General features: G+C 74.3%; 22 protein-coding genes. 7 read left to right on the forward strand and 15 right to left on the reverse strand.

Annotation, left to right across the window (positions count from 1 at the left end):
- Positions 1-1,804 (forward strand): ATP-binding protein (locus H299_RS35765; protein ID WP_158692376.1); only part of this gene is annotated, 1,804 nt, incomplete at its 5' end.
- A gap of 38 nt (positions 1,805-1,842) precedes the next feature.
- Here H299_RS35765 and H299_RS35770 read toward each other — a convergent pair.
- The 3 genes from H299_RS35770 to H299_RS0123045 all read right to left on the reverse strand — a co-directional run bounded on the left by H299_RS35770 (position 1,843) and on the right by H299_RS0123045 (position 5,753).
- A complete protein-coding gene (locus H299_RS35770) occupies positions 1,843-3,201 on the reverse strand; it encodes an MFS transporter (protein WP_051262755.1) in 1,359 nt (452 codons plus the stop codon).
- A gap of 68 nt (positions 3,202-3,269) precedes the next feature.
- Positions 3,270-4,637, reverse strand: a complete 1,368-nt coding sequence (locus H299_RS0123040; RefSeq protein WP_027750327.1) for an FAD-binding oxidoreductase — start codon at positions 4,635-4,637, stop codon at positions 3,270-3,272.
- 345 nt (positions 4,638-4,982) lie between these two features.
- Positions 4,983-5,753 carry an aminoglycoside adenylyltransferase domain-containing protein gene (locus H299_RS0123045; protein WP_027750328.1) on the reverse strand — a complete coding sequence of 257 codons (771 nt, stop codon included), beginning with the start codon at positions 5,751-5,753 and terminating at the stop codon, positions 4,983-4,985.
- Between the two features lie 264 nt (positions 5,754-6,017).
- Between H299_RS0123045 and H299_RS0123050 the strand changes: the two genes are divergently transcribed.
- Positions 6,018-6,911: a sigma factor gene (locus H299_RS0123050; RefSeq protein ID WP_199782488.1), complete on the forward strand. Its 894-nt coding sequence runs from the start codon at positions 6,018-6,020 to the stop codon at positions 6,909-6,911.
- A 186-nt stretch (positions 6,912-7,097) separates the two neighbouring features.
- Here the strand turns inward: H299_RS0123050 and H299_RS0123055 are convergent, their stop codons facing one another.
- Positions 7,098-8,321, reverse strand: a complete 1,224-nt coding sequence (locus tag H299_RS0123055) for a ScyD/ScyE family protein (protein ID WP_106965852.1) — start codon at positions 8,319-8,321, stop codon at positions 7,098-7,100.
- A 533-nt stretch (positions 8,322-8,854) separates the two neighbouring features.
- Between H299_RS0123055 and H299_RS0123060 the strand changes: the two genes are divergently transcribed.
- Positions 8,855-9,940, forward strand: coding sequence for a methyltransferase (locus H299_RS0123060; protein WP_078512972.1), 1,086 nt, complete (start codon positions 8,855-8,857; stop codon positions 9,938-9,940).
- A gap of 65 nt (positions 9,941-10,005) precedes the next feature.
- Here H299_RS0123060 and H299_RS0123065 read toward each other — a convergent pair whose 3' ends face one another.
- From H299_RS0123065 to H299_RS0123105, 9 genes are all read right to left on the reverse strand, one after another.
- Entirely contained in the window at positions 10,006-11,391 is a 1,386-nt protein-coding gene (locus tag H299_RS0123065) for an alkaline phosphatase family protein (protein ID WP_027750332.1), read from the reverse strand.
- Complete coding sequence (eboE, locus tag H299_RS0123070) at positions 11,388-12,557, reverse strand: metabolite traffic protein EboE (protein ID WP_027750333.1); 1,170 nt, start codon at positions 12,555-12,557, stop codon at positions 11,388-11,390. The genes H299_RS0123065 and eboE overlap by 4 nt, the downstream gene beginning before the upstream one ends.
- Positions 12,558-12,561: 4 nt before the next feature.
- The gene (locus tag H299_RS0123075; RefSeq protein WP_027750334.1) at positions 12,562-13,410 is read right to left on the reverse strand and encodes a TatD family hydrolase; all 849 of its coding nucleotides are present in this window, start codon (positions 13,408-13,410) and stop codon (positions 12,562-12,564) included.
- On the reverse strand, positions 13,410-14,048 hold the full coding sequence (locus H299_RS0123080) for an EboA domain-containing protein (protein WP_027750335.1): 639 nt from the start codon (positions 14,046-14,048) through the stop codon (positions 13,410-13,412). Before H299_RS0123080 ends, H299_RS0123075 begins: the two co-directional genes overlap by 1 nt.
- Positions 14,042-14,908, reverse strand: coding sequence for a sugar phosphate isomerase/epimerase family protein (locus H299_RS35775; protein ID WP_051262756.1), 867 nt, complete (start codon positions 14,906-14,908; stop codon positions 14,042-14,044). Before H299_RS35775 ends, H299_RS0123080 begins: the two co-directional genes overlap by 7 nt.
- Positions 14,905-15,864, reverse strand: coding sequence for an SCO3242 family prenyltransferase (locus H299_RS0123090; RefSeq protein ID WP_078512973.1), 960 nt, complete (start codon positions 15,862-15,864; stop codon positions 14,905-14,907). Before H299_RS0123090 ends, H299_RS35775 begins: the two co-directional genes overlap by 4 nt.
- Entirely contained in the window at positions 15,861-16,994 is a 1,134-nt protein-coding gene (locus tag H299_RS0123095; RefSeq protein ID WP_027750337.1) for an inositol-3-phosphate synthase, read from the reverse strand. The genes H299_RS0123090 and H299_RS0123095 overlap by 4 nt, the downstream gene beginning before the upstream one ends.
- Before the next feature lie 261 nt (positions 16,995-17,255).
- Positions 17,256-18,305, reverse strand: coding sequence for a ParB/RepB/Spo0J family partition protein (locus tag H299_RS0123100; RefSeq protein ID WP_051262757.1), 1,050 nt, complete (start codon positions 18,303-18,305; stop codon positions 17,256-17,258).
- Between the two features lie 248 nt (positions 18,306-18,553).
- On the reverse strand, positions 18,554-20,035 hold the full coding sequence (locus tag H299_RS0123105) for an FAD-dependent monooxygenase (RefSeq protein ID WP_027750339.1): 1,482 nt from the start codon (positions 20,033-20,035) through the stop codon (positions 18,554-18,556).
- 535 nt (positions 20,036-20,570) lie between these two features.
- Here H299_RS0123105 and H299_RS0123110 point away from each other — a divergent pair.
- From H299_RS0123110 to H299_RS0123120, 3 genes are all read left to right on the forward strand, one after another.
- Positions 20,571-21,035, forward strand: coding sequence for a VOC family protein (locus tag H299_RS0123110; RefSeq protein ID WP_486587384.1), 465 nt, complete (start codon positions 20,571-20,573; stop codon positions 21,033-21,035).
- Between the two features lie 302 nt (positions 21,036-21,337).
- Positions 21,338-22,165, forward strand: a complete 828-nt coding sequence (locus H299_RS35780) for an NAD(P)H-binding protein (protein ID WP_037760230.1) — start codon at positions 21,338-21,340, stop codon at positions 22,163-22,165.
- 49 nt (positions 22,166-22,214) lie between these two features.
- Positions 22,215-22,940 carry a gamma-glutamyl-gamma-aminobutyrate hydrolase family protein gene (locus H299_RS0123120; protein ID WP_199782489.1) on the forward strand — a complete coding sequence of 242 codons (726 nt, stop codon included), beginning with the start codon at positions 22,215-22,217 and terminating at the stop codon, positions 22,938-22,940.
- A 56-nt stretch (positions 22,941-22,996) separates the two neighbouring features.
- Here H299_RS0123120 and H299_RS0123125 read toward each other — a convergent pair whose 3' ends face one another.
- On the reverse strand, positions 22,997-23,872 hold the full coding sequence (locus tag H299_RS0123125; RefSeq protein ID WP_027750342.1) for a sigma-70 family RNA polymerase sigma factor: 876 nt from the start codon (positions 23,870-23,872) through the stop codon (positions 22,997-22,999).
- A 142-nt stretch (positions 23,873-24,014) separates the two neighbouring features.
- Here H299_RS0123125 and H299_RS0123130 point away from each other — a divergent pair, with 142 nt between their 5' ends.
- A complete protein-coding gene (locus H299_RS0123130; RefSeq protein WP_027750343.1) occupies positions 24,015-24,470 on the forward strand; it encodes a carboxymuconolactone decarboxylase family protein in 456 nt (151 codons plus the stop codon).
- Positions 24,471-24,589: 119 nt separating this feature from the next.
- Here the strand turns inward: H299_RS0123130 and H299_RS0123135 are convergent, their stop codons facing one another.
- The gene (locus tag H299_RS0123135; protein WP_027750344.1) at positions 24,590-25,363 is read right to left on the reverse strand and encodes an SDR family oxidoreductase; all 774 of its coding nucleotides are present in this window, start codon (positions 25,361-25,363) and stop codon (positions 24,590-24,592) included.
- Positions 25,364-25,387 lie beyond the last annotated feature (24 nt).

Here is a 25,387-nt window from a genome sequence, read left to right on the forward strand (position 1 = left end):
CGGCGGGGCGGTCGGCGGGGCGGTCGGCGGGGCGGGTGCGCTCCCGGGTCCGCCCGTGGCGGGGGCGCCGGGCGGTCCGGGGGCGGGCGGGCCCGCGCGGGTCGCGGACGAGGAGGTCTTCGTCGGCCGTCAGGCGGCGCTGCGGCAGCTGGTGGAGGCGCTGGGCGCGGCCGGTGGCGGGGGGCGGGTGGTGGCGGTCTGCGGGGAGTCGGGGATCGGCAAGACGAGTCTGCTGCGGCGTTTTTCGAAACTGGCGGGTGTGCCGGTGCTGTGGGGTACGGGTCCTGAGCACGTGGCCGCGCCGCCGTTGTGGCTGTGGGAGCAGGTGCTGCGGGCGGCAGGCTCCCACTTCCCGCAGCGTGCGGTGCCGCAGGAGGTGGCCCGGCTGCTGGAGGGGGGCGGCGTGCAGGCGGGCCAGGGCGCGGAGGCGGCCGGGGCCACGCTGCGGCGCTTCGAGGCGGTCGTCCACTATCTCAGCGGCCTCTCCCATGACGCGCCGCTGGTGGTGCTGCTGGACCATCTGCACCGGGCGGACGCGGCCTCGCTGCGGCTGCTGGCCCATCTCGCCGAGTCGGTGCCGGCCAGCCGGCTGCTGCTGGTGGTCTCCTACCGCTCGGACGAGGCGGCGGCGCTGGCCGAGACGCTGGCCGCGCTGGCCCGGGCGGGGGTGACGCGGATCGAGCTGGACGGTCTGGACACCCAGGACGCCCGGACGCTGGCGAGCGCGGTGCTGCGCCGCCAGGTGAGCAGGCGTACGGCCCAGGGCCTGTGGGAGCGCACGGAGGGGAACCCGTTCTTCGTGCGGGAGCTGAGCAAGCTGCTGACCAGTGCGCAGCGGCTGGAGAAGCCGCACACGGCGCCGGTGCCGGCGCGTGAGGTGGTGCTGCGGCGGGTGGCGCGGCTGCCGCGGGCGGCGGCCGAGGTGGTCTCGGTGGCCGCGGTCGCGGGCCGGCACTTCGACATCGAGGTCGTCGCCGAGGCCGCCTCGGTCGAACTGGAGGCGGCGCTGGGGTTCTTGGACACCGCCGTGGAGGCCGGGCTGATCGTGGAGGACCAGCAGCGGCTGGGCTGGTTCCGGTTCACCCGCGCGCTGGCCGCAGAGGCGCTCTACGAGAGCACCGGGCGGCTGCGGCGGGCGCGGCTGCACCGGCGCATCGGTACCGCGGCGGCGCGGGTGTGGGCGGGGAAGGCGGAACGGTCGGCCGAGGTGGCCAGGCACTGGCTGCTGGCCGCCGAACTCGACCCCACCGCCGCCGCCCACGCCTCGGCGCACGCCGCCGCGGCGGCCCGCGCCGCCGATGCCCGGCTGGCCTTCGAGGACGCCGCCGCGCTGTGGCGGCAGGCCCTGGGCGCCGCCGAGCTGGCCGAGCAGGAGGACATCGACCGGCATCCGCTGCTGATCGGGCTGGGGACCTCCCTGTGCCGGGCGGGGAGCCCGCGCGAGGGGCTCGCGCTGTTCATCCAGGCCATGGAGGAGGAGTTGGGGGCGCAGGAGGGCGGCGGCGGGCGTGATCTGTCGCCGGCGGCGGGCGCGGCGGTGGCGGCCGTCCGCGAGCTGGACTGGCTGCCGCTGGAGTGCGGTGAGGTCCACACCCGCCTGGTGGAGGTCTTCGAGCGGGCGCTGACGCAGGTCTCGGACCCGGCGCAGCGCGCGCTGGTCCTCTCCTGCCTGGCGGTCGCCCGCTACTACGGCGGTGATCCGGTGCGCCGTGCCGCGCTCTCCGAGGAGGTGCTGGCGCTGTGCCGCGTCTCCGGCGGCCACGCGGTGCTCGCCCACGTCCCCCTCACCGACACGCTCGGCTGAACGGCCCCCGTCGCCGGGGGGCCGCGGGGGTGCGTGGGTCAGGTCTGCGGCCTGGCCGGGGGCAGGCGGAGGGCGAGCAGGCCCGCGAGCAGCGGGAGCAGGGCGACGGCGGCGAGCGCGCTGGTGAGGGACATGTGCGCGGAGAGCGTGCCGGCGGTGGCGGAGCCGGCGCCGCCGCCGACGAAGAAGACGAGGTTGAGCACGCCCATGGCGCCGCCGCGCTGGAGGGGTTGCAGGCGGCTGGAGAGCACGGCGGTGGTGACCACCTGGGTGACCGCGAAGGTGGCCATGCCCATGGAGGTGCCGGCCAGCAGGACGGCGATGCCGCCCTGGAGGAGGCCGACCAGGCCCAGCAGGAGGGCGCAGGCCAGGGCGGAGGCGGCCAGCAGGGCGCTGCCGCCCCTGGTGTGGGTGAGTCTGCCGGCGGCCCGGGAGAGGACCGCGCCCACCACGGCGCCCGGCAGGAGCCAGGCCCCGATCATCAGGACGCTCCAGCCGTACTGCACGGCCAGGATCTGCGGCACCGCGTACATCGCGGCGAACAGCCCGGCGTATCCGCCCGCTCCGGCCGCGGCCGCGGTCAAGAAGGTGGCGTCGGTGGCCAGGTGGCGGGGCACGAATCCGTCGGGGCGCCTGCGCAGGTGTGCGGCCAGGCCGGCGGCCGAGAGGAGCAGCAGGGCCGCCAGGGCGGCTGCCAGGGGGGTGGCCAGGCCGAGGGTGGGGGCCTGGATGAGCAGGAGCAGGCTGGTGGCGCCGGTGCCCAGCAGGATGCCGCCCAGCGGGTCCAGGGGTTTGCCGGAGCCGGGGCGGGCGGCGGCGAGTCTGAGGCAGAAGGGCACCGCCAGCAAGGACAGGGAGGGCAGTACGAGGGTGACCCGCCAGTGCATCCAGTCGGTGACCATGCCGCCGGCCAGGGTGGCGCCGGAGGAGAAGAGTGCCATGGAGGCTCCGAAGATGCCCAGGATCTGGGGGCGTTGCCTGGGGTCGGCCGCGGCGGCCAGGGTCAGGGCGCTGGAGGTGATGGCGCCGGAGCCCGCCGCCTGCAGGAAGCGGCCCGCGATCAGCGTGCCGAAGGTGGGGGCGATCAGGCACAGGAGCGCGCCGGCGGCCAGCAGCAGGGAGCCGGCCAGCAGTGTGGCGCGTACGCCCCAGCGCTGGGAGAGGCGTCCGGCGAAGGCGGTGCCCACGCCCAGTGCCAGGGCGTGGGCGGTCAGTACCCAGCCGGCCAGGGCGGAGTCGAGGTCCATGGCGGCGGCGACGTCGGGCAGCGCGACGCCGGCGGCGGTGACTCCGAAGATCACGGGGCCGAAGAGGGCTCCCAGGCGGACTCCGGTGCCCGCGGCGCTCGCGCCGGGTGCGGTCGGCGGCTGGGGGTGCACCGCGCTGCTGGTCGTCATCGGTCTCTCGTTTCCCTCTCGTGTGCGGACTGGGGTGCGGGCGCCGGGGCGGGCGCGGCGGGGCGGGGTCAGCGGGGTGCGGGGGCCGGGGGGATGGCGTGGTGGAAGCGGAAGAGGTTGTCCGGGTCGTAGCGGGCCTTGATGCGGGCCAGCCGGGCGTAGGTGGCCGGCTCGTAGCCCGCCTGGGTGTGCGAGGCGCTCTCGGGGCCGGCGAGGAAGTTGAGGTAGTGGCGGCCTGTGCCCCAGCGCGCCATCTGCGCCACGAGGTGGCCGGGGCGGCCGCTGTGCGGGGGGCTGAGCGTGGTCAGGCAGTACGCGGCGTCCCGGTGGTCGACGGCGTTGGGCACGCGGGGCGGGCGGCTCAGGGCGCCGCCCATGTGCCGCAGTTCGACCACGAGGTCGCTGCTCCGGCTCCGGGGGCCCGCCAGGGACAGCAGGTGGTCGGCGGCGTCCTGGTCCAGGGTGCGCAGCATGGCCGAGCGCTCGTGGTAGGAGAGGGGGGAGAGCGGGTCCTGGTGGATGTGGGCGCAGCGGGTGTAGGGCATCTGGGCGAGCGTGTCGGCCAGGACCGGCGCGCTGCGGCGCATCGGTGCGCTCAGGGTTTCGCCTTCGGCGGCCGGTCCCAGGTGGGCCAGGCGCAGGTGGACGGCGAGCTTGCCGCGCAAGAAGGGCGGGAAGGGCGGGGTGTCGGGCATGCGCAGCAGTGCCAGGGAGGAGCAGGTGCGCGGGGAGAGGCCGGCGGTCCAGCGGCGCCAGGCGTGCACGACCTGGGCGGCGTGCGTGCCGGGGAAGTAGAGGCCGCCGCCGTAGAGGCGGGTGAGGGGCCACAGGCGGAACTCCAGGGCGGTGACCACGCCGAAGTTGCTCTTGCCGCCGCGCAGTGCCCAGAACAGGTCGCTCTCGTGCTCGGCGGTGGCCCGGCGGGCCTGCCCGTCGGGGGTGACCACCTCCAAGGCGGTGACGTGGTCGGCGGCGAAGCCGTAGGCGCGGGAGAGCAGTGCCAGGCCGCCGCCCAGGGTGTAGCCGGTCACCCCGACCAGGGGGGAGGAGCCGTTGAGGGGGGCGAGTCCGTGTGCGGCGGCGGCGTCGATGACCTGGTGCCACAGTGCTCCGGCCTGGACTCGTGCGGTGCCGGTGGCGGGGTCGACGCGCACCGCGTTCATGCGGCGGGTGTTGATCAGCAGCGCGTCGCCGTGGGCGGGGGCCCAGGGGCCGTGGCCGGTCGCCTGCACGGCCATGGGGGTGCCGGTGCGGGCTCCGTAGGAGACGGCCCGCGCCACCTCGGCCGCGTCGCGTACGCCTATGGCGGTGGCGGGCCGGTGGCGCGCGCTCTGGTTGAATCCGGTGACCTCGGCGGCGTAGCCGTGGTCACCGGGCTCCAGCACCGGGCCGCTCAGGTGCGGGGCGAGCTGCTGCGCCGCTGTGGGTGTGGACATGTGTCAGCCCTCCGAAGGCAGCCCCGGTCCGGGGTCGTTGATCACACTTCCAGCGGCGGTTTCCCCAGCCAATCCCCTCTTTGAGGGGGGTGGGGCAGGCCGGCCTTGCCGTGGCGGGGAAGGCCGTCGGCGGCATGGTGACCTCGCCGGTCCTGGCGGAGGGCATCGAGGACCGCGGCTGCGCCGTGTGCTGGCGCTACGAACTGTGCGTCGAGACGGTCGGCTTGTTCCGTTCTGTCTTTCGGCTCGCGGGCGCCTGTGGCGGGCACCGGCGGCGGGCCGGGCCGCAGCCCCCCTCTGCCGGGGTTTCCGTCAGGCTCTTCCGCACGGGCGGCCGGGCAGCTCTCAGGGGTGTGCGGCCCCGGTGGAGAGCTGCTCGATGTGCGCGAGGACCTGCGCGACGTGGGAGGGCACCTGCGCCCGCAGTTCCTTGCTCCAGCTCTCCTGGGAGTAGGGGCAGTTGAGGTAGAGGTGCCGGGCGTGCTCCAAGGCGGGGCGGTGCCGGGGGGCCAGGCGGGGCAGGGCCCAGTCGGCGGCGGCGTCCTTGGCGCGGATGCGGCCGGTGGCCAGGGTGGACCAGATGCGGGCCAGGGTCAGGAGGACGTTGCGGGTGTCCTCCTCCAGGTCGGACAGCAGGTCGGGGATGCCGTCGGTGCACGCGCGGAGCACGTCCGCGTGCGGGACGGGGTCCAGCACCCGGGCCGGCGGCGGGCCGCTCAGCGGGTGGTCCCCGGCCAGGACCATGGTGACCAGGACGGCCAGATCGGGCATGGGCTGCGGCTGCGGGGGGCCGTGGGCGGTGAAGTGGCCGCGCAGCCACTCGCCGTACAGGAAGTCGGCGGTCGCAGGGAAGTGCCAGGGGCGCAGGTGGTGGTGGACGGCCACCGCGAGTTCGACGGGGCGGGCGCCGTCCTCGAATCCGGAGAGGCGCAGCAGGCCCGCCAGGAGGGCCTGGCGCTGCGCGGCGTCCAGGGAGCGGCGGGTGAGGACGAAGAGGTCCAGGTCGCTGGCGGGCCGCAGGCCGCCCTGCACGGAGGAGCCGTGCAGGTAGACCCCCACGGTGTCGGGGCCCAGCACGTCACCGACCAGGTCGACGGCCTCTCGCAGCTGATCCACTCCCCCACCCTCCAACGTCTCCCGGCGGCGCGGCAACCGCGTTTCTCCCGCCCCTTTGGGGGGAGGTCTGGGGCCGGGCCGGGGGTGTACCCGGCCCCAGACTTCTGTGCGCGGCCACGGGCCGCGGGCTCAGCGGCCCCCGGCGCCGCGCGGGGGCGGCGGGGCGGCGGGGGCCCGCTGGGCGACGCCGGCGGGCCGGTGGCCCATCCGTGTTTCCATTGGGTCTCCCTTTGGGTGGACTTGGTTCCTCACTGCTATGACGGAATGCGCGAGAGGAATGTGACCGTGGACGAGGCCGACTGGCTGGCGGCGCGCTTCGAGGAGAACCGGAGTCACCTGCGGGCGGTGGCCTATCGGATGCTCGGCTCGCTGGAGGCGGCTGAGGACGCCGTCCAGGAGGCCGCGCTGCGCGTGCGCCGTACCGGCTGCGGCACCGATTCCCAGGCGGGCGTGGGCGGTTGGCTGACCACGGTGGTGGCCAAGGTGGCGCTGGAGAGGCTGCGGGAGCGGCAGGGCCCCCGCTTTCCCGGTGGCGGGGCGGCGGGGGGCGGGGGGCAGGAGGAGTTGCTGGCCGACTCGGTCGCGCTGGCGCTGCTGGTGGTGCTGGGGACGCTGGAGGCGCCGCAGCGGCTGGCGTTCGTCCTGCACGACCTGTTCGGCATGCCGCTGGAGGAGGTCGGCCCGATCCTGGGGGAATCGGCCGCCGAGGCGGAGCGGCTGGCCGGCTGGGCGCGCCACCGGGTCCGCGGCGGGGGCGCGGCACCGCCGTGGGCACCCGCGGCGGCGAAGGCGGGGGCGGGGCGGGAGGTGGTCGATGCCTTTGCCGCCGCCGCGCGCGGCGGCGATCCAAGGGCGCTGCTGGCGGTGCTGGCCCCCGACGTGGTGCTGTGGGCGGACGCCGCGGCGCTGGCGGGTGCGGCCGGGCGGGAGGTGCGCGGGGCGCGGGCGGTGGCGCGGGAGGCCGGGCGCTTCACCGCTTTCCTGGGCTCGGCGCGGCCGGCGCTGGTGGAGGGGGCCGCCGGGCTCGTGGCGATGCGCGGGGGGCGGCCCAGCGCGGTGATGGGGTTCACCGTCACCCGTGCGCGGATCGCTGCGATACGGCTGTGGGCCGATCCCGAGCGGCTGCGGTGGGTGGACCTGCGGGCCCTCGACCACTGAGGCGGGCCCCGCCGGAGCGGTCTCCGGCGGGGCCCTCGCGCTCAGCTCCCGGTGCCCCCCGCCCGCCCGCCCCCGCTGCCCTGGACGGCTGTCGAACTGCCCGGCTCTGTGCGGCTGTTCAGCTGTCCGCTTGACCGGCCATTCGGTCGCCCGGCTGCCGCGGGGAGGGGGTGGGGGCGTGGCGGGTCAGGGGCGTACCCGGACCAGCTGGCCCTTGGGGCCGGTGGAGTTGTTGGTCACGTAGATCTCGCCCTTGGGCCCGACTCCCAGGCCGGTGGACATCATCAGCTTCCCGTCGGTCGGGATCTCGGTGACCTTCTTGGTGCCCAGGTCGATGCGGTTGAGCGCGCCGGGCAGCGGGCCGTCCGGCCGGTAGCCGGCGGTGAGCGTCAGCGCGATCAGGCTGCCCTTGCCGTCCACGGCCAGGTCGCTGACGGCGGTGAGGCCGTCGACGAAGATCTCGGGACGGTGGCCGGGCTCCATGCGCCAGATGCGGGAGGCACCCGGCTTCAGGGCGCCCAGTTCCGCGATGTAGTAGGCGCCGTCCGGGCCCTGCACCACGCCGCTGGGCACGGCCTGGACGGGGACCTTGGCGCCTTCGGCCGCCGCGCCCTGCTGCCCGGTGATCGAGGCCAGCAGTTCACGCTCCTGCTTGGTGGGGGCCGCCTGGGCGCCGCTGGGGGGAGCGTCGACCAGGGCGTCGGGGAAGACCGCCTCGGTGGTGGTCTTGCCCCAGGGGGAGACGCCGACCAGGTCGTTGCCGCCGGCGTCGGTGGCCACGTAGCCGGACTTGCCCTTGGCGAACCGCCACGGGTTGCTGTGGGCGGACTCCTCCCGGCCGGGCGGGCGGCCCAGGACCCAGTCCGGGTCGAGGCGGGTCTCGTGGTCGACCAGGTCGCCCATCACCTTGTGGTGCTTGCCGTATCCGGTGGTGTAGAGGGTGCCCAGGGTGGGGGCGTCCTTGCCCAGCGCGGCGCGGCTCTTGAGGTTGCCGCCGAAGCCGTTGAGCACGCGGTAGCGTCCCCATCCGGCGGACTCCACGTCGTTGGGGCCGGTGGCCGAGACGGGCTGCTGCGGGTTCTGGGGGCCCACGGCCATGGAGGGCAGGCCCTGGACGACCCGGCCCTTGCGGTCGCCCTTGATGCGGTAGACCGAGCCGGTCAGTCCGACACAGGTCTCGCCCGCGGCGCAGCCGGGCTTGCCCAGCCCCGACTCGGCGACCAGGATCGTGCCGTCCTTTTGGACGCTGATGCCCCGCGGGTTGTGCAGATCGCTGGCGATGACCTCGAGAGCGGGTGCCTCCTTCTTCGGCGCGGCCTGTGCCGGACCCGGTATCAGCGTGACCGTGACGCTGCCCACGGCCGCCGCTGTCAGGATCGCCCCCGACCAAGACCTGCTTAATCTTGACATGACTCTCCCTCGTAGTGGCGTGCCCCCGCCTGGGAGCGGTACTCAACCCGCGTCACGATAGACGCTGGGGGCGCAGCCGTCTCCGTGGCCGAATAGGTCACGCGCGGCGGCTTGGCGGGCGGTGAATTCGCCGGGTGCGGCGCGGTGTTGGTGCCCGGGGTGTTCGGGTGTGCTGTGCGACTGCGGTGTTTCCGCGGTTGAACAGGGGTGTGCCGCGGGTGCGGCCGGATGTGTGCGCTCATTGTCCGCCGGTGACCCGGGGTGATTCAATCCGGGAAATTGGCTGGTGGCCGCATCCGGGTGCCGGGAATATTCGGTGTGCCGGGCGTCCTGGCCGATGTGCCACTGTCACTGTCGCCGCACCCTGGTGGGGAGTTGTCCGCGTCCGGGTGCCCCTCTAGAGTCAGCCGCCCCATAGTCCGCGAAATGTGAGTGCCGGTCCGGCCGCCGGAATTGGGGCAGTTGCTTCAGCTGGCGGCCCTCGCCGTACGGGGAAGTCCGATAGAGCCGCGCAATCGCCATGGAGGAAACGCATGCCCGCATTGCCGCCCCCTCGAGTCGTCCGCACCGTGGAAGGTGTGCGGGCGGGTCTGCAACGACTGAACCGGCAGATGGCGCCCGCGCCGTTCGCCTTGCTCGAGCTGTCCTTGGGTTCCATGGTCACGCAGGCGATCTACGTCGCGGCCGAACTGAGGGTGGCCGACGCGCTGAAGGAGGGCCCGCGTACGGCCGAGGAGCTGGCGCGGGAGGTCGAGGCCGATCCGGAGGCGCTCTACCGGCTGCTGCGTCTGCTGGCGAGTTATTCGATATTCGCCGAGCAGAAGGACGGCCGGTTCAAGCTGACGCCGATGGCCGAGGCGCTGCGTGCGGACACGCCGAACTCGATGCGTGACATCGCCGTGCTGATGGGGCATCCCATCCACTGGGAGGACTGGAGTCATCTGGTGGACTCGGTGCGCACCGGGGAGCCCAGTCTGCCGAAGCTGCGCGGTATGGGCGCGTTCGAATTCCTGGAGGCGAACCCGGAGTACGGGGCGGTGTTCACCGCGGGTATGGCCAACATGTCGGATACCGAGACGGCGCCGGTGCTGGCGGCGTACGACTTCTCCCGGTTCAAGACCGTCGTCGACTTCTGCGGCGGGCACGGGGGGCTGCTGGCGGGTGTCCTGGGCAAGGCGGCCGGTACGCGCGGGATTCTCTGCGATCCGCGGGTGGAGAGCAACGGTGCGCGGAAGTTCCTGGAGGAGGCCGGGGTGGCCGACCGGTGCGAGGTGGTGGACGGGGGGCTCTTCGATCCGGTGCCGCCTGGCGGGGACGCCTACATTCTCAAGCACATCGTGCATGACTGGCCGGAGGAGAAGGCGCTGCAGATCCTGCGGAACGTGCGGGAGGGCATCGCGGCCGACGGCCGGATTCTGCTGATCGAGATGGTGCCGCCGGCCACGGGCAATGCGCCGCATTCGGCGAAGCTGTTCGATTTGATGCTGATGCTGCTGGTGGGCGGCAAGGAGCGGACTCCCGCGCAGTACGGCGAGCTTTTGGCGGCGGCGGGGTTCACGCTGGAGCGGGTGGTGCAGACGGCCGCGCCGGTCTCGATCGTGGAGGCGCGGCCCTGCTGAGCGCGGGCGGGGCACGGTGAGAGCTGGGGGCGGCGCTGCGGGCGCCGCCCCCAGGGGTGTTTTTTTCAGGTGGTGAGGCCGGCGAGGTGCAGGAGGAGGGATTTGACCTCGGTGGCGGCCATCGCGGGGGGCAGGGCCTGGGGTGCGGAGCACAGGATGAGCGGGCCGGTGCGGGCGTCGGCGGGCAGGCGGCCGTGGCTGCCGCGTACCGGTGAGGCGTCCAGGGGGACGACGGCCATGCGGTAGCGCATGCCGAGTTTCTTGCGGGCCAGGGCGCTCGCGGCCTTGAGTCTGACGTAGGGGTCGTGGGGGTCCATGAAGAGTTCGGCCGGGTCGTAGCCGGGTTTGCGGTGGATCTCGACCAGGGGGGCGAAGTCGGGGGCGAGGTCGTCCTGGAGCCAGTAGTAGTAGGTGAACCAGGCGTCCGGCTGGGCGAGGGCGACCAGTTCGCCGGAGCGGGGGTGGTCCAGGCCGTGCTCCTTCTTGCCGCTCTCCTCCAGGAGCTGGTCGATGCCCTCCACCTGGGCGAGGGCGGCGCGGGTGGCGGGCAGGTCGGCAGGGTCGCGTACGTAGATGTGCGCCAGCTGGTGGTCGGCGACCGCGAAGGCGCGGGAGGCCATGGGGTCGAGGTATTCCATGCCGTCCTGGGTGTGGACCTCCAGGAGTCCGGCGCGGCGCAGGGCGCGGTTGAGGTGTACGGGGCGGTGCACCTCGGTGATGCCGTACTCGGAGAGGGCCACGACGGTGCGGCCCTGGGCGGCGGCGTCCTGGAGCAGGGGTGCCATGGCGGTGTCCAGGTCGGCGGCGGCCTGGTGGGAGCGGGGGTCGTGGGGGCCGTAGCGCTGGAGGTCGTAGTCGAGGTGGGGGAGGTAGCACAGGGCCAGGTCGGGGGCGCGGGTGGTCAGCAGGTGGCGGGTGGCGTCGATGATCCAGCGGCTGGAGGTGAGGCCTGCGCCGGGGCCCCAGAAGGTGAACAGGGGGAAGGTGCCCAGTTTTTCGGTGAGTTCGTCGTGCAGGGCGGGGGGCCGGGTGTAGCAGTCGGGTTCTTTGCGGCCGTCGGCGTAGTAGACGGGGCGGGGGGTGACGGTGTAGTCGGTGTCCGCGCCCATGGCGTACCACCAGCAGATGTTGGCGACGGTGTAGCCGGGGTGGGCGCGGCGGGCGGCGTCCCAGAGTTTGTCGCCGGCCACCAGACCGTTGTGCTGGCGCCACAGCAGGACCTCGCCCAGTTCCCGGAAGTACCAGCCGTTGCCGACGATGCCGTGTTCGGCGGGGAGGGTGCCGGTGAGGAAGGTGGACTGGGCGGCGCAGGTGACCGCGGGCAGGACGGTCTCCAAGGTGGCCTGGGAGCCGGCTTCGGCCAGGGCGCCAAGGCGGGGCATGTGGGTGAGCAGGTCGGGGGTCAGGCCCACGACGTCCAGGACCAGCAGGGGGGTGGGGGCGCCGTTCACGGAAGCTCCTTGAGGCCGAGGCCAATCAGCAGGTCGCGGGCGAGGGTGAGTTCGGCGGCGATGCCGTCGGCGAGCTGGCCGCGGGTGCGGGGGCGCTGGCCGTCGGGCAGGGCCTGCCAGGTGTAGGTCTCCACTTCCAGGTGGTGGGTGCGGGCGGTGGGGCCGCCGACCAGCAGGGCCAGGGTGTCGGTGAGGACGCCCAGGGTGGAGGTCAGCGGCGGGGGCGGGGGCGCGTGCAGGGGGATGTGGAAGTGGGCGCGCCAGGGGGCGGTGCGGGGCAGGGCGCCCTCGGTGAGGGCCTGGGCGAGGTCGTCGGTGCCGGCGAGGCCGGTGGCGGTGGGGGTGCGCGTCTGGTGCAGGAAGCGGGGTTCGTCGAACGCGGCGAGGGCGGCGCGTACTTCGGGCAGGTGGGGTTCCTCGGCGTGCAGGGCGGCGGAGAGCTGTGCTTTGGGCAGGGAGATGCGGGCGCGGTCCAAGGCGGCGAGCGCGGTGCGGGGGTCCTCGAAGGAGGTGGCCAGGTGGCACAGGTCCAGGCACAGGCCGATGCGGTCGCCCTGCAGGGCGGACAGCGGGGCCAGGGCGTCGGCGGTGGTCTCCACGACGCAGCCGGGTTCGGGTTCCAGGCCGATGCGCACGCTGGTGCCGGTCTGCTGCTGGAGGGCGTCCAGGCCGCGGACGAGGGTGGTCAGCGCCTGGTGGGTGCGCTGGGCGGCGTCCTGACCGAAGGGGGTGCGCCAGGCCAGGGGCAGGGTGGAGATGGTGCCTTCGGTGACGTCCTGGGGCAGCAGGGCGGCCAGCAGGTGGGCCAGGTCCAGGGTGTGCCGCAGGCGTTCGGGGTGGGTCCAGTCGGGCTGGTAGACGCGGTATTTGACTTCCCTGTCGCCGAAGCCCTGGTAGGGGAAGCCGTTGAGGGTGACCACCTCGAGGCCGTTTCGGGCCAGGGCTTCGCGCAGGGCGCGCAGAGCGGCGGGGTCGGCGCGCAGGCAGCGGGCGGCGTCGGCGGCCAGCCACAGGCCGATGCCCAGGCGCCCGATGCCCAGGCGTTCGCGTACCGGGCGGCAGTGCGCTTCGAGCTGGGCCAGGACGCCTTCGAGGGTTTCGGCGGGGTGGACGTTGGTGCAGTAGGAGAGGTGGACGGTGGAGCCGTCCGGGTGGCGGAAGCGCATGCGGTCACGCTCCGCCGCGGAGTATGGAGTTCCCCTCGTGCAGCGGGGCGGTGCGGGCGGGCTGGAGGTCGAGGCGGTCGCTGAGGGAGTAGAAGGCAACCGGGTTGCGCCACATGACCTGGTCGACGTCCCCGTCGCCGAAGCCGGCGGCCAGCATCGCGTCGGCGACCTTGCGGGTCTTGAGGGGGTCGCTGTTGCCCCAGTCGGCGGCGGAGTTGACCAGGATCTTCTCGGTGCCGTACTGGCGCAGGAGGGCGACCATGCGCTCCTCGTCCATCTTGGTGTCGGGGTAGACGGAGAAGCCCAGCCAGGCGCCGGAGTCGCGGGCCTCGGCCACGGTGGTCTCGTTGAGGTGGTCCAGCAGCACCCGGTCGATGGGCAGCGCCGATTCGCCCACCACCGCCAGGGTGCGGCGCAGCCCGGTGAGCTTGTCGCGGTGGGGGGTGTGCACCAGGGCGGGCAGCTGGTGGTCGGCGGCCAGTTGGAGCTGGGCGGCCAAGGCGGTGTCCTCGGCCGGGGTCATCGAGTCGTAGCCGATCTCGCCGACGGCGACCACGGAGTCCTTGGCCAGGTAGCGGGGCAGGGCGTCCAGGACGGGGGTGCAGCGCGGGTCGTTGGCCTCTTTGGGGTTGAGCGCGAGGGTGCAGTGGTGGGTGATGCCGTACTGGGCGGCGCGGAAGGGCTCCCAGCCCAGGAGGGAGTCGAAGTAGTCGAGGAAGCTGGCGGGTGAGGTGCGGGGCTGGCCCAGCCAGAAGGAGGGCTCCACCACGGCGCGCACACCCGCGGCGTGCATGGCCTCGTAGTCGCTCGTGGTGCGGGAGGTCATGTGGATGTGCGGGTCGAAGATGCGCATCAGGTCTCCTTGGCCGCTGCGGTCAGCGCCAGTGCGTGGTGGAGGTCGCCGGGCAGAGGGCGGCCTGCCGCGGTGCGTTCGGCGGCGTAGTCGGCCAGCATGCGGGCCAGTTCGCCGTCGCCGCGGGCGCGCTGGTCCAGGTGGGCGACGGTGTGCAGGGGGACGCCGGTGAAGAGGCATTTGAGGACGGCGTGCCGCCAGGGGTGGGCGGGCAGGTGCGCGGCGGCGTAGGGGCCGACGGCGGCGGCCAGCAGGCGGGTGTCGTTGGTGCGCAGGGCGTCCTCGACCAGCGGGAGGCCGGCGGCGGGCGGGACGGGCAGGAAGGGCAGGGCCAGCAGCACCGCCCGGCGTTCGGCGGCGGTGCCCTGGTGGTAGAGGCGGGCGGTCTCGGCCGGTGGGGTGCGGGCGGTGCGCAGCAGCAGGATGCGGGCGGCCTCGGCGGCCACGTCGCTGCCGCAGTGGCGTTTGGCGGCGGCGAAGCGCAGCTCCCAGGCGGGCACGGGCGCGGCGTGGGCGGTGTCGGTCTGGGGCGGGGTGGTGCGGTGGCGGGCGGCCTCGGCGGCCTCGGTGAGGGCCTGGTCCAGCCAGGCGCGGGCGGCCTCGCCGAGGGGGGCGGTGGCCTCGGGGGGGTTCAGCATCCCGGTCCTCCTTGGGCGGGCAGGTGCGGGCGCAGGAACTCCATGGAGGCGCGGGCCTGTTCGGGGCCGGCGTGGGAGTGGCGGGGCAGTTCGACGACGGTCAGGCCGCGGTAGCCGGTGGCGGCCAGGGCTTCCAGGACGGGCGGGAAGTCGATCTCGCCGTCGCCGAAGGGGAGGTGCTCGTGGACGCCGCGGCGCATGTCCTCGATCTGGACGTGCCGCAGCCAGGGGGCGGCGGCGGTGACGCACTCGGCGGGCGGGAGCGGCTCCAGGCACTGGCAGTGGCCGATGTCCAGGGTGAGGCCGAGCACGTGTGCGGGCGGGTCGCCCAGTTCGGCGCGCAGGCGGTGGAAGTCGGCGAGGGTGGCCAGCAGGTGGCCGGGTTCGGGTTCGACCGCGAGCGGGACACCGGCGGCCTGTGCCGTCTCCAGCAGGGGGGCCAGGGTGTGCGCCAGGCGCTTCCACGCGGTGCGGGGGTCGGTGTGGGGCGGGCGGATGCCGCTGAAGCAGTGCACGGCGTGCGCGCCGAGGTCGGCGGCCACCTGCACGGCGGTGGCCAGGAGGCCGGCGCGGGCGGCGCGTTCGGCGGGGTCGGCCTCCAGCAGGGAGGGGCCGTGTTTGCGGCGCGGGTCCAGGACGTAGCGGGCGCCGGTCTCCACCGTGACCTGGAGGCCCAGGCCCTCCAGCTCGCGGGCCAACTGCCGGGTGCGGGCGGGCAGGTCGGGGGCGAGCGGGTCGAGGTGCATGTGGTCGAGGGTGAGGCCGACGCCGTGGTAGCCCAGGTCGGCCAGGAGGGCGAGGGCGTCGGTCAGCCGCAGGTCGGCCAGGCCGTTGGTGCCGTAGCCCAGGCGGATGCTCATGTCGGGCTCACCTTCCGGGACAGGGCGCGGGCCAGGGGGGCCAGGCCCAGCACGGCGGCGGCCGCCAGGCGGGAGCCGGCGCGGGCGGTCAGGGCCGCCTGGAGGGGGATCATGGCGCGGATGCCGCCGCCCACGGCGCGCTGGGTCAGCGGGGGCGAGGGGTTGAGCGCGGCGTGCAGCAGGGGTCTGGCGGCGGTGGCCACGTACGCGGCCGGCAGCGCGGCGCGGGCCAGCGCGGGCGGGGCGGCCAGCCGGCGAAGGCGGCCCCTGGCGGGCGCGGCGGGCAGGCCGGGCGCGGCGGAGGGGCCGGGGGCGGTGGAGGGGCGGGCGGTCAGGGCGGCGCCCAGGGCCACGGTGGTGCCCAGGGCGGCCAGCGGGGCGGCCTGGTGGCCCCCTCGCGTCTCGTGGCGGGAGACCCAGGTGATGGCCAGGGTGTGGCCGCCCAGGGCGGCGGCCGGGGCCAGCGCGCTGCCCAGGCCCTGCGCGCGGGTGGCCGCGGCGCCCAGCAGCAGGTCCAAGGAGCGGGCCGCAGCCATCGCGGCGGGGCCGGCCCTGGTGTGTTTCAGGCCCAGGTCGTAGGCCCACACGGTGGTGGCCAAGGCGGTGGCGAGCGCGAGGGCGGGGCGGCCGGCGCCAGAGGCGCAGGCCAGGCCGGCGGCGGTCAGCCCGGCCGCCGCCGCCAGGGCCGCGCCGGGGGTGATGCGGCCCGAGGGCAGGGGGCGGTGGGGGCGCTCCGCGGCGTCCTCGGCCCGGTCCGCCCAGTCGTTGAGGGCCATCCCCGCCTCGTAGAGGCATAAGGAGGCGCCCAGGGCGCAGCAGGTGCGCCGGTTGGCCGGTGCGCCGGCCGCGGCCGCGCCGGCCAGGGCGTCGCCGGGGACGGTCAGGAGGGCGGAGACGCGCAGGAGTTCGGCCCAGGCGCGCAGCGGCGAGTCCTTGCCCGCCGGGGCGGGGGTCACGGTGCCTCCCGCAGCCGCTCGGCGAAGCCGAGGAGGGCGGCGTACTGCTGGGCGAGCGCGGCGGGGCCGCCGTCGGGGTCCTTGAAGTAGAAGCCCGTCTCGGGGCGGGGGCCGCTGAGGCCGGCCTGGTGGGAGCGGGCCAGCAGCCGGGCCAGGTCCAGGACCAGGGGGGCGGCCAGCGTCGAGTCGCAGCCTTGCCAGATGGTCTGCAGCACCATGCGGGTGCCCAGGAATCCGTCGAAGGCGATGTGGTCCCAGGCGGTCTTCCACTCGCCCATCTGCGGGACGTCGTCGATGTGGACCTCGCCTTGGGGCAGCGTGCCCAAGGTGTCCTCCAGGACGCGGTTCTTGCCGGCGTTCTTGGCCGCCGCGGCGCGGGAGTCGGCCAGGGAGGCGCCGTCGCCGCCGCCCAGGAGGTTGGTGCCCGACCAGGCGCGCACCTCCAGCGCGCGCTGCTGGAACATGGGCGCGAGCACGGCCCGCAGGAGGGTCTGGCCCGTCTTCCCGTCGCGGCCCGCGTAGGGCACCCCGGAGCTGTGGGCCAGCGCCTGGAGGCCGTGGTGGTGCAGGCCGGTGGAGGGGGTGAAGTTGATGTAGGGGGCGCCGGAGCGCAGCGCGGCGGCCGCGTACAGGGAGCTGGCGGGCAGGCGCGCGTCCCCGGCGGCGGGGGCCGGCTCGGTGGAGGCCACGTTGACCACGACGGTGCGGGCGGCGCCGGTGGTGCGGGTGAAGGCGGTGATGTCGGCCGCGAAGGCGTCGATGAGTTCCTGGTCGCTGCGGGAGTCGCCGGGCAGCGGTCCGCCGGGGCGTATCTCGGTCTCGGCGGCGGCCAGTTCGGCGCGTACGGCCGCGGGCAGGCCGTGCGGCAGCACTCCTGCCTGGGCCAGTTCCTCCGCGCGCTTGGGCAGCGGGCAGCCGGCTGTGTCGTGGCCGCCGAAGACCAGGCAGGACAGGGGCGGCAGGGCGCTGGAGGCGAACGGCGGGGTCTCGGTGACCATTCCGGTCGCCGGCTGCATCCCGGCGGCGACCGCGGCGCACCCGGCGACGGCGGTGGTGGCCACCGAGCCGCGTGCGCCGATGAACCACACGCCGGTGCGCTCTGCGGTGGGGGGGTCGTGGGGAAGGGACACAGGCAGCCTCCTGGGTACGTCTGTGGCTTCGCGGGCGATCTCCTGATCCGGCTGTCGCGGATGGCAACCGTATCGCCCGTGCCGCGGTTGTGGAGGCTGATGCGCCTCCACAGCGCGCAGGGAGAAAAGGGGGGGCGGGCCGGTGCCAACTGCCCTGCGCCCGCGCCGCGTCGGCCCCGGGCGGATCGGGCGCGGGCGCGCCCGGGCGGCCCCGGGCCCGGAGGCCTGGGGCCGGGGGCCGGGGGCCTGGGGCCGGGCGCGCTACTCGGCGCGCTGCTGGAGTTGGTCGGCGAACATGCTCCAGGCCGCGGCGCAGCTGCGGGCCAGGTCCGCGACGTCGGGGGCCCAGTGGCCGGGCAGGCCGCGTCCCAGGTTCTCCAGCCCTTCGCCGTCCACGGTGCAGTGGTGCAGCCAGCGCAGGGTGCGCCGGCCGGCCTCGTTGAGCCGCAGGGAGGGGTCTTCGCTGAGTTTGGCCAGCAGCTTGCGCCGGTCCACGGCCGTCTCGCGCTGCTCGGCGCGGGGATGGCCGGGTGCGCGCGGGGGCCGCGGGGCGCGGGGGGTGTCGGTCTGGGCGGCGGAGGCGGGGCGGTAGCGGCCGGGTACGGGGTCCTCGCCGCGGCCGATGCGCTGGCGCACGTCGCGCACGGTGGCCGGGGAGAGGCCGGTGGCGCGGGCGACCTCGCGCAGCCCCGCCTCGGGCCGCTCCTGGATCATCGCGGCGGCCTGCTGGCGTTTTTGGCCGCTGTCCAGGGGGCGCAGCCGGCCGTCGCGGCCCAGCCGCGCGTTCGCCTGGGGGGTCGCGGTGGCCGCGCGCGCCCGGGTGCGCGAGACGGTCTTGTCCGAGAGGCCGGTGGCCGCGGCCACGGCGCGGTCCGACCACTGCGGGTGGGTCATGATGATGCGGGCGGCGGCGGCGGCGCGGTCCGCGTGCGTCAGGGGCAGGCCGTGGGTGACGTTGGCCTTGACCGCCAGGACGAAGGCGGCTCCCTCGTCGCAGTCCAGGACCCGCGCCTTGATGACGGTGCGGCCGTTGAGCAGGGCGGCGCGCACCCGGTGGATGCCGTCGATGACCCGGCGCGTGGGCCGGTGGACGGTGATGGGGGGAAGGATGTCGCCGGCTTCGGCGAGGACTTGGATGTGCTCCTGGTCCTCGCCGCCCAGCCGGGGCGAGTCCTCGAAGACCAGGGAGTCGATGGGCACGCTGGTGACCGGATGCGACTCGATCCAGACGATTGACGAGACGACCTCGTCCAGGTCGACCGCGGTGAATTTTAACAGTTGGTCGTCAATTGACTGCTCGGTCAGACTCAATGCGCCACCCCCGGCAACGAATCGGAACCGGAATCCACTTCCGGTATCGGCATTAGAGGTGACCCTGAGCCCGTTGTCAACCACAGCTGCACGGAGCGTGAGGTTCCAGTTGGCGGGGCGGGCGGAGGGCCAAGTGCCCGCCGGGGGCGGGCCGATGGCACCCGCACGTGAACGGCCGCGGCCCCCTCCTGCGAGGGGGCCGCGGCCGTTCACGTGCGGGTGCGGGCTGCGGTGCCCGGCGGGTGCGGCTAGCGGCCCTGCCCGGCCGGGCCGAACCAGCGCGGCAGGGCCTGGGCCAGCTCGCCGCCCTGCGGCGAGGTCCACACCACGTGGCCGTCGGGGCGCAGCAGCACCGACTCCACGACGCCCTGGCCGTCCTCGGCGTCCCCGGCCGGGGACCAGTGGGCCTCCACCAGGTCCACGCGGTCCGACCAGCCGGCCGCGAGGCGGGCCACCTCGGGCGAGTCGCCGGCGTGGATGAGCACGCCGCGGGCTCGGTGGAGCAGTTCGGCCACGCGCGTGGCGCTGCCGTCCGCGCGCTTGAGTTCGCGGTCGGGCATCCGCCGCCCCAGCAGGTGGTGGCCCTCGGCGCCCACGTCGTAGCAGACGTCCAGGCCGCTGACCATGCCCGCCAGGTGGCGCGCCGCGTCGGGGAAGCGCACCAGTTCGCGCATGACGCTGCGCAGCGGCTCCATCTCGTCGCCGGTCAGGTAGAGCGAGGCCTGCGCCAGGGTGTTGCGCACCAGGCGGGCCCCCACCGGGTGCCGCTCTTGGTGGTAGGTGTCCAGCAGGCCCTGGGGGGCCCAGCCGTTGAGGGCCGCGCCCAGCTTCCAGCCGAGGTTGACCGCGTCCTGCACGCCCACGCTCAGCCCCTGGGCGCCGGCGGGGATGTGGATGTGGGTGGAGTCGCCGGAGAGGAAGACCCGGCCGCGCCGGTATTCGGCCGCCTGCCGGGTGGCGTTGGTGAAGGCGCTCACCCAGCGGGCCTCGGCGTGGTGGAGGGACTGGCCGGTCAGGCTCTGCCAGGAGTCGGCGACCTCGGCGAAGGTCAGCTTGGTGCGGTCGTCGTGGGGGGGCACGCCGTCGGGGTGGATGATGATGCGGTCCACGCCCTCCTCCAGGCGGATCGCCATCACCATGCCGCCCTCGACCCGCTCCCCGATGGCGCGGGTGGGGATGTCGCAGCCCACCACGTCGGCCACGTACATGCCGCGGGTGGCCGCGCGGCCGGGGAAGGCGATCCCGGCCGCCTTGCGGATGACGCTGCGCCCGCCGTCGCAGCCCACCAGGTAGTCGGCCGTGTGCTCGAAGCGCCCCTGGGGGCCCTCGACGACGGCGACCACGCCCTGATCGGTCTCGTGGAAGCCGGTGACCTCGCAGCCGCGGGTCACCGTCAGACCCAGCTCCCCCACCCAGGTCTCCAGGACCTCCTCGATGCGGTACTGGGGCACCCCGCGTATGCCGAAGTGGTTGTCCTCCAGCATTCCGAAGTCGATCCGGACGCCGCCGTAATGGCCTTCCCGGCCGATTTCGATCTCACCCAGCCGGTCAAGGAGGCCACGCTGGTGGAGCACCTCGGCGCACCGCCTGGTGAACCCGACACCGCGTGATTCGCCGCTGGGACCGGTCAATTTCTCGTAGACGGTGACATCCACGCCGGCGAGCCGCAGTTCGCCGGCGAGCATCAGTCCCACTGGCCCCGCACCGGCAATAATTACGCCAGTTCCCATTTTTGCCCTCCTGGATGAGACAGGTAGCGATATAAAAGCGCCGGCTGGTGACTCCTTCTGCGGCACACACAGACGCGGAGAGAGTATTCACCGTGATCATGTCCGGGGGCAACGCGCAAAAAGGCGCCGCGAACAGGGCCGCACGGCGGGGGGAGTTCACGGCCCGGCGCACCCGCCGCGCTCCTGCGGCGGCGAAGGCGGAAGGCGCCGGATGTGCGACTGCGGTGTTTCCGCGGTTGCACGGCACACCCCCTCCCCTGCCCGGGGCCGGCGCCCCGCCCGCCCCGGGGCATATGACACACCCCGTGCCGCGCCGCGGCGGCGGGTGAGGCGCCTGGCCGCCTTGACTCGTAAAAGAGGCCGCTGAAAACCTGCACCGCGTGCATGCGTTCCGAGAGCCGGCCCTGGCCGGGCCCCTTTGTACGGGTCCAGGGGCCGGCGCCGCACCGTGCCGCGGGCCGGGGAAAGCGGCCGGCGGCGCGGGCGGCCTCGTGGGCGCGCAGCAGCCGGAACACCATGCCTGGAATAAGGAGCCATGATGCCTGCCGCAGCCCCGCAGAAGCTCACCACCTTTCTGGCGTTCCCGAAGGACGCCGAGGAGGCGGTGACGTTCTACACCTCGCTGTTCGAGGACGGCGAGGTGGTCCACGTCATCCGTGCCCGCGCCGATGAGCCGGGATGGAGCGAGGGCACCTTGCAGCACGCCGTCTTCTCGCTCGCCGGCCAGCAGTTCATGTGCATCAACACCCCGCCGCCCGGCGCCCGCGGCTTTGACCACGCCCCCTGGCACGAGTACGCCTTCTCCCCCGGCATGGCAATCTACGTGCAGTGCGACACCGACGCCGAGTTCGACCGCGTCTACGCGGGACTGTGCGAGAAAGGCGAGGTGCTGATGCCGGTGGGCACTTATGGTTTCAGCGCCAAGTTCGCCTGGGTGAACGACCGTTTCGGCGTCTCCTGGCGGATCAACCTCTCCGAGAGCGCGCCCGGCCGCAAGTAGCGCGCGGGGCAGCAAGGAAGCCGGCCATAGGGCGCCGCCTATGGCCGGCGAGGCCCGCTGACGCAGTGCGGATCACCACAGGATCGCAAAACTCCGGCGGACTCCCCCATTCCCCGCATACGCGGCCGGAAGCCGGGAGTACAGTACCGGCCGGAAGCCGGAACCGATGCACTCCAGGGTTGTCGAAGACGCTCGGTCATACGGTGGCTGACCGCGGGCCGGGAATTCACGTGAGCGCCGTCCCTGGGGAAATGTGCGAGCGCCCCACCGGTTCCTCGGAACGCGATCCCGGGAGACACTCCATGATCTTGGTAACCGGCGCAACCGGCAATGTCGGCAGGCACATCGTGGGCGAACTGCTCGAGGCGGGGCGGCGCGTACGCGTGATCACCCGCGATCCGGGAAAGAGCACGCTGCCCGGCGAGGTGGAGTTATTCGCCGGCGATCTTACCCGCCCCGACACCCTGCGGGAAGCCTTCGACGGCGCCGAGGGCCTCTACCTCTTCCCCGTCTTCGCCGCGCCGCACGCCCCGGTGGCAGCCGCCCGGCACAGCGGGGTGGAGCACGTGGTGCTGCTCTCCTCCCAGTCGATCACCCACACCAGCGGGGACCCGCACCAGGCCTGCGAGGAGGCGCTGGCAGGCTCGGGGCTGCCGTTCACCCTGGTGCGCCCCAGCGCGCTGATGATCAACGATCTGCCCTGGGCCGCGCAGATCAGGGCCACCGGCGTCGTGCGCGGCCTCTTCGGCGACACGCCCGCCACCCCCATCCACGAGCGCGACATCGCGGCCGTCGTCGTGCGCTGCCTGCTGGCCCCGCGGCCCGGCGCCGTGCACACCCTGACCGGACCGCACTCCTTGACGCCCGTCGAGCGGGTGCGGCTGATCGCCGAGGCGACCGGCCGGCCGCTGCGGTTCGAGGAGCTGCCGCGCGAGCACGTGCGCCGGCAGATGCTCGCCCACCTGCCCGCCTCCGTGGCCGACCAGCTGCTCGAGCAGCGCGCCGCCGCCGCGGGCACCACCGCGCAGGTGCTGCCGACCGTCCAGGAGGTCACCGGCCGCCCCGCCCACACCTACACCCAGTGGCTCGCCCACCACGAGAGGGACTTCTGCCCCGAAACCGCCGCCTGAGCGCGGCGGCCTGACCACCTGTGAGCACGACTACCTGTGAGGTCGCACTGTGAACTCCATCGCCTCCGCGCGTCCCGTCATCGGCATCACCTCCCACTCGGGGCCCGTGCGGCTGGGCCCCTTCGAGACGCACGCCACCTTCGTGCCGCAGCTGTTCGTGGACCGGCTCGCCGCGGCCGGCGCCGCCCCCGTCCTCCTGCCGCCGCTGGAGGGCGTGCGCGACTGCGTCCCCGCACTGGACGGCCTGATGCTGCTGGCCGGGCCCGACCTGGACCCCGCCTTGTACGGGGCGCGGGCCCATCCCCGCACCGCCCGCACCTTCCCCGAGCGCGACGCGGCCGAACTGCGGCTGCTGGAGGCCGCGCTGGAGGCCCGCCTGCCGCTGCTGGGCATCTGCCGCGGCCTCCAGCTCCTGAACGTCCTGCGCGGCGGCACCCTGCACCAGCACCTGCCCGAGATCGTCGGGCACGAGGGCCACTCCTCGGAGCAGATATCGGAGTACAAGCCGCAGGAGGTGACGCTGGAGCCCGGCAGCCGCATCGCCAAGATCCTGGGCGAGAGCGCCGTGGTGCCCTGCCACCACCACCAGGCGGTCGACCGCCTGGGACAGGGGCTGAGCGTCACCTCGCGGGCCGCGGACGGCACCGTGGAGGCCGTCGAGGTCGAGGACCACCCCTTCGCCGTGGCCGTGCAGTGGCACGCCGAGGAGAGCGAGGACGACCGGCCCTTCGAGGCGCTGGCCGAGGCCGCCCGCCACAGCCGCGCCCGCCGGTAGCCGCACCCCCGCCCCGGGCGCCGCCGGCTCGAAGGCGGCGCCCGGGGCGGGGGTGCTCAGGCGTCCAGGAGGGCCAGGTCCGCCGCGCTGAGCGCGGCCGGGTCGGCCCGCAGGTCGATCGCGGTGATGAGCCCCTGCTCGATCACGAAGCTGAAGACCACCCGGGGCCGCCCTCCCGGCGCCCATACGGCGCCCACCGCGCCGTCCACCAGTGCCGGGCGGGCGAAGCGGGCGCGCCCGGAGAAGGAGCCGGCCACCGCCGCCGCGCCGCGCACCTGCCCCTGGGCGCCGGCCAGGACGGCCGCCTGGTCGGCGCGCAGGACCACCTCGGGGTCGAGCATCGCCACCAGCGCGTCGAAGTCCCCGCCGCGTGAGGCGCTCAAGAAGGCGGCGACCACCTCGCGCTGCCGCAGCAGGTCGGCGTCGGGCACCGCGGTCACGCTCTGCACCCTGCGGCGGGCGCGGCTGGCCAGCTGCCGTGCCGCGGCCGTGGAGCGCCCCACCACCGGGGCGATCTCGTCGAAGGGCACGGCGAACATGTCGTGCAGCACGAACGCGAGGCGCTCGGCGGGATCGAGGGTGTCCAGGACGACCAGCAGCGCCAGGCCCACCGAGTCGGCCAGCAGCGCCTCCTGCTCGGGGTCGCTGCTGGCCTGGCGGTCCGCGCCCAGGGCCACCCGCGCGTCGCCCAGCAGGTCCTCGCGCCGCGACTCGCGTGCGCGCAGCATGTCCAGGCACACCCGCCCCACCACCGTGGTCAGCCAGCCGCCCAGGTTCGCGATCCGGTCGCTGTGCGAGCGGCTCAGCCGCAGCCAGGTCTCCTGGACTGCGTCCTCGGCCTCACTGAGCGAGCCGAGCATCCGGTAGGCCACCGACCGCAGATGGGCCCGTTTCTCCTCGAAGCGCTCCGCCAGGTGGTCGGGGTGGTCCATCGGTCACATTCCTTCTGCGTGATCCGTCAAAGCAGTGACGCACCGTCTCACACTAGGCGACGGGTGTCCGCACGGCCGGGAGCGCGCGAGCCGGCGTCCCGGCCCACCGGCGCACGGCGGAACCTTTAGGAGGAGAGCAGTCGTGGAAGCACGGATGAAGAACCCGGCGATGATCATTCCCGACGCGATGAAGGCCATCCAGGCCCTGCAGGCGTCCACCCAGGACGGCGGGGTGCCCTCGGCCACCTTGGGCCTGGTCCACCTGCGCGCCAGCCAGATCAACGGGTGCAGCGTCTGCGTCGACTCGGGCACCGGCTACGCCAAGAAGGCCGGCGAGAGCGACGAGCGGCTCTTCGCCCTCGCCGCCTGGCGCGACGCCCCCTACTACACCGAGGCCGAACGCGCCGCGCTGGCCCTGACCGAGGCGGTCACCCGCCTGAGCGACCGCTCCGACCCCGTACCGGACGAGGTGTGGGGCGAGGCGGCCCGGCACTACGACGAGACCGCCCTGGCGGCGCTGCTGCTGTCCATCTCGGCCAGCAACGTCTTCAACCGCCTCAACGTCGCCACCCGCCAGGTCGCCGGCGCCAAGTGGTGACCGTCCGGCGCTGAGCGGGAAGCGGGAGGGGCCGGGCGAGGTGCGGGGGGGCCGCGGCGCCCCCCGCACCTCGCCGCGCGGCGGCGCCGCGCCCCTGCCCGGGGGCGCGGACAGGGCGCTCAGCCCAGGCGCTTGGCCAAGAACTCCTCCCAGGTGACGGTGCCCTCGTGCTTGGCGGGGGTCTCCTGCTGGGGGATCAGGAGGCCGCCGGAGCGGATCTTGCCGATGCCGGGCATCCACAGAGGCATGACCTTCTTGCGCCGGTTGGTGAAGCGCATGAAGTCGCGGATGAGTTCGACCGCGTCGGTCACCTGCGGGCCGCCCAGGTCGGGCACGCGGCCGGCGGGCTCGCCCAGGGTGAGTTCCACCAGGCGGGCGGCGACCTCGTCGGGGTCGATGGGCTGGACGCGGAAGCCGGAGGGGACCGGTGCCAGCGGCATCTTGGCGACCTTGAGGGCGCCCTTGAGGATCAGGTCGTAGAACTGGGTGATGCGCAGCAGCGTCCAGGGCAGTCCGGAGTCGGTGACCACGCCTTCGGAGGCGAGTTTGGTGCCGAAGTAGCCGAAGGTGACCAGGTCGACGCCGACGATCGAGGTATAGACCAGGTGCGGTGAGCCGCCGGTGCGGTTGACGGCCTGCACGAGGTTGCGGGTGGCGTCGGCGTCGCCCTTGGAGGCGCTGGCGCAGTGCACGATGGTGGTGGCGCCCTCGACCGCGGCGTCGATGCCCTCGCCCTTGGCCAGGTCGCCGGTCACGAAGCGCACGCCGTCCCGGTCCTGGTGGCTGCCGCGGGTCAGTACCCGGATGTCGTCGCAGCCGGCGGCCCGCAGGCGCGGGACGAAGAGCTGCCCCAGGGTGCCGGTGCCTCCGGTGACCAGGATTGTCGACGTCATGCTTCCTCCTCGCCCGGCGGCCGG

The organism is Streptomyces sp. CNH287 (assembly GCF_000424825.1).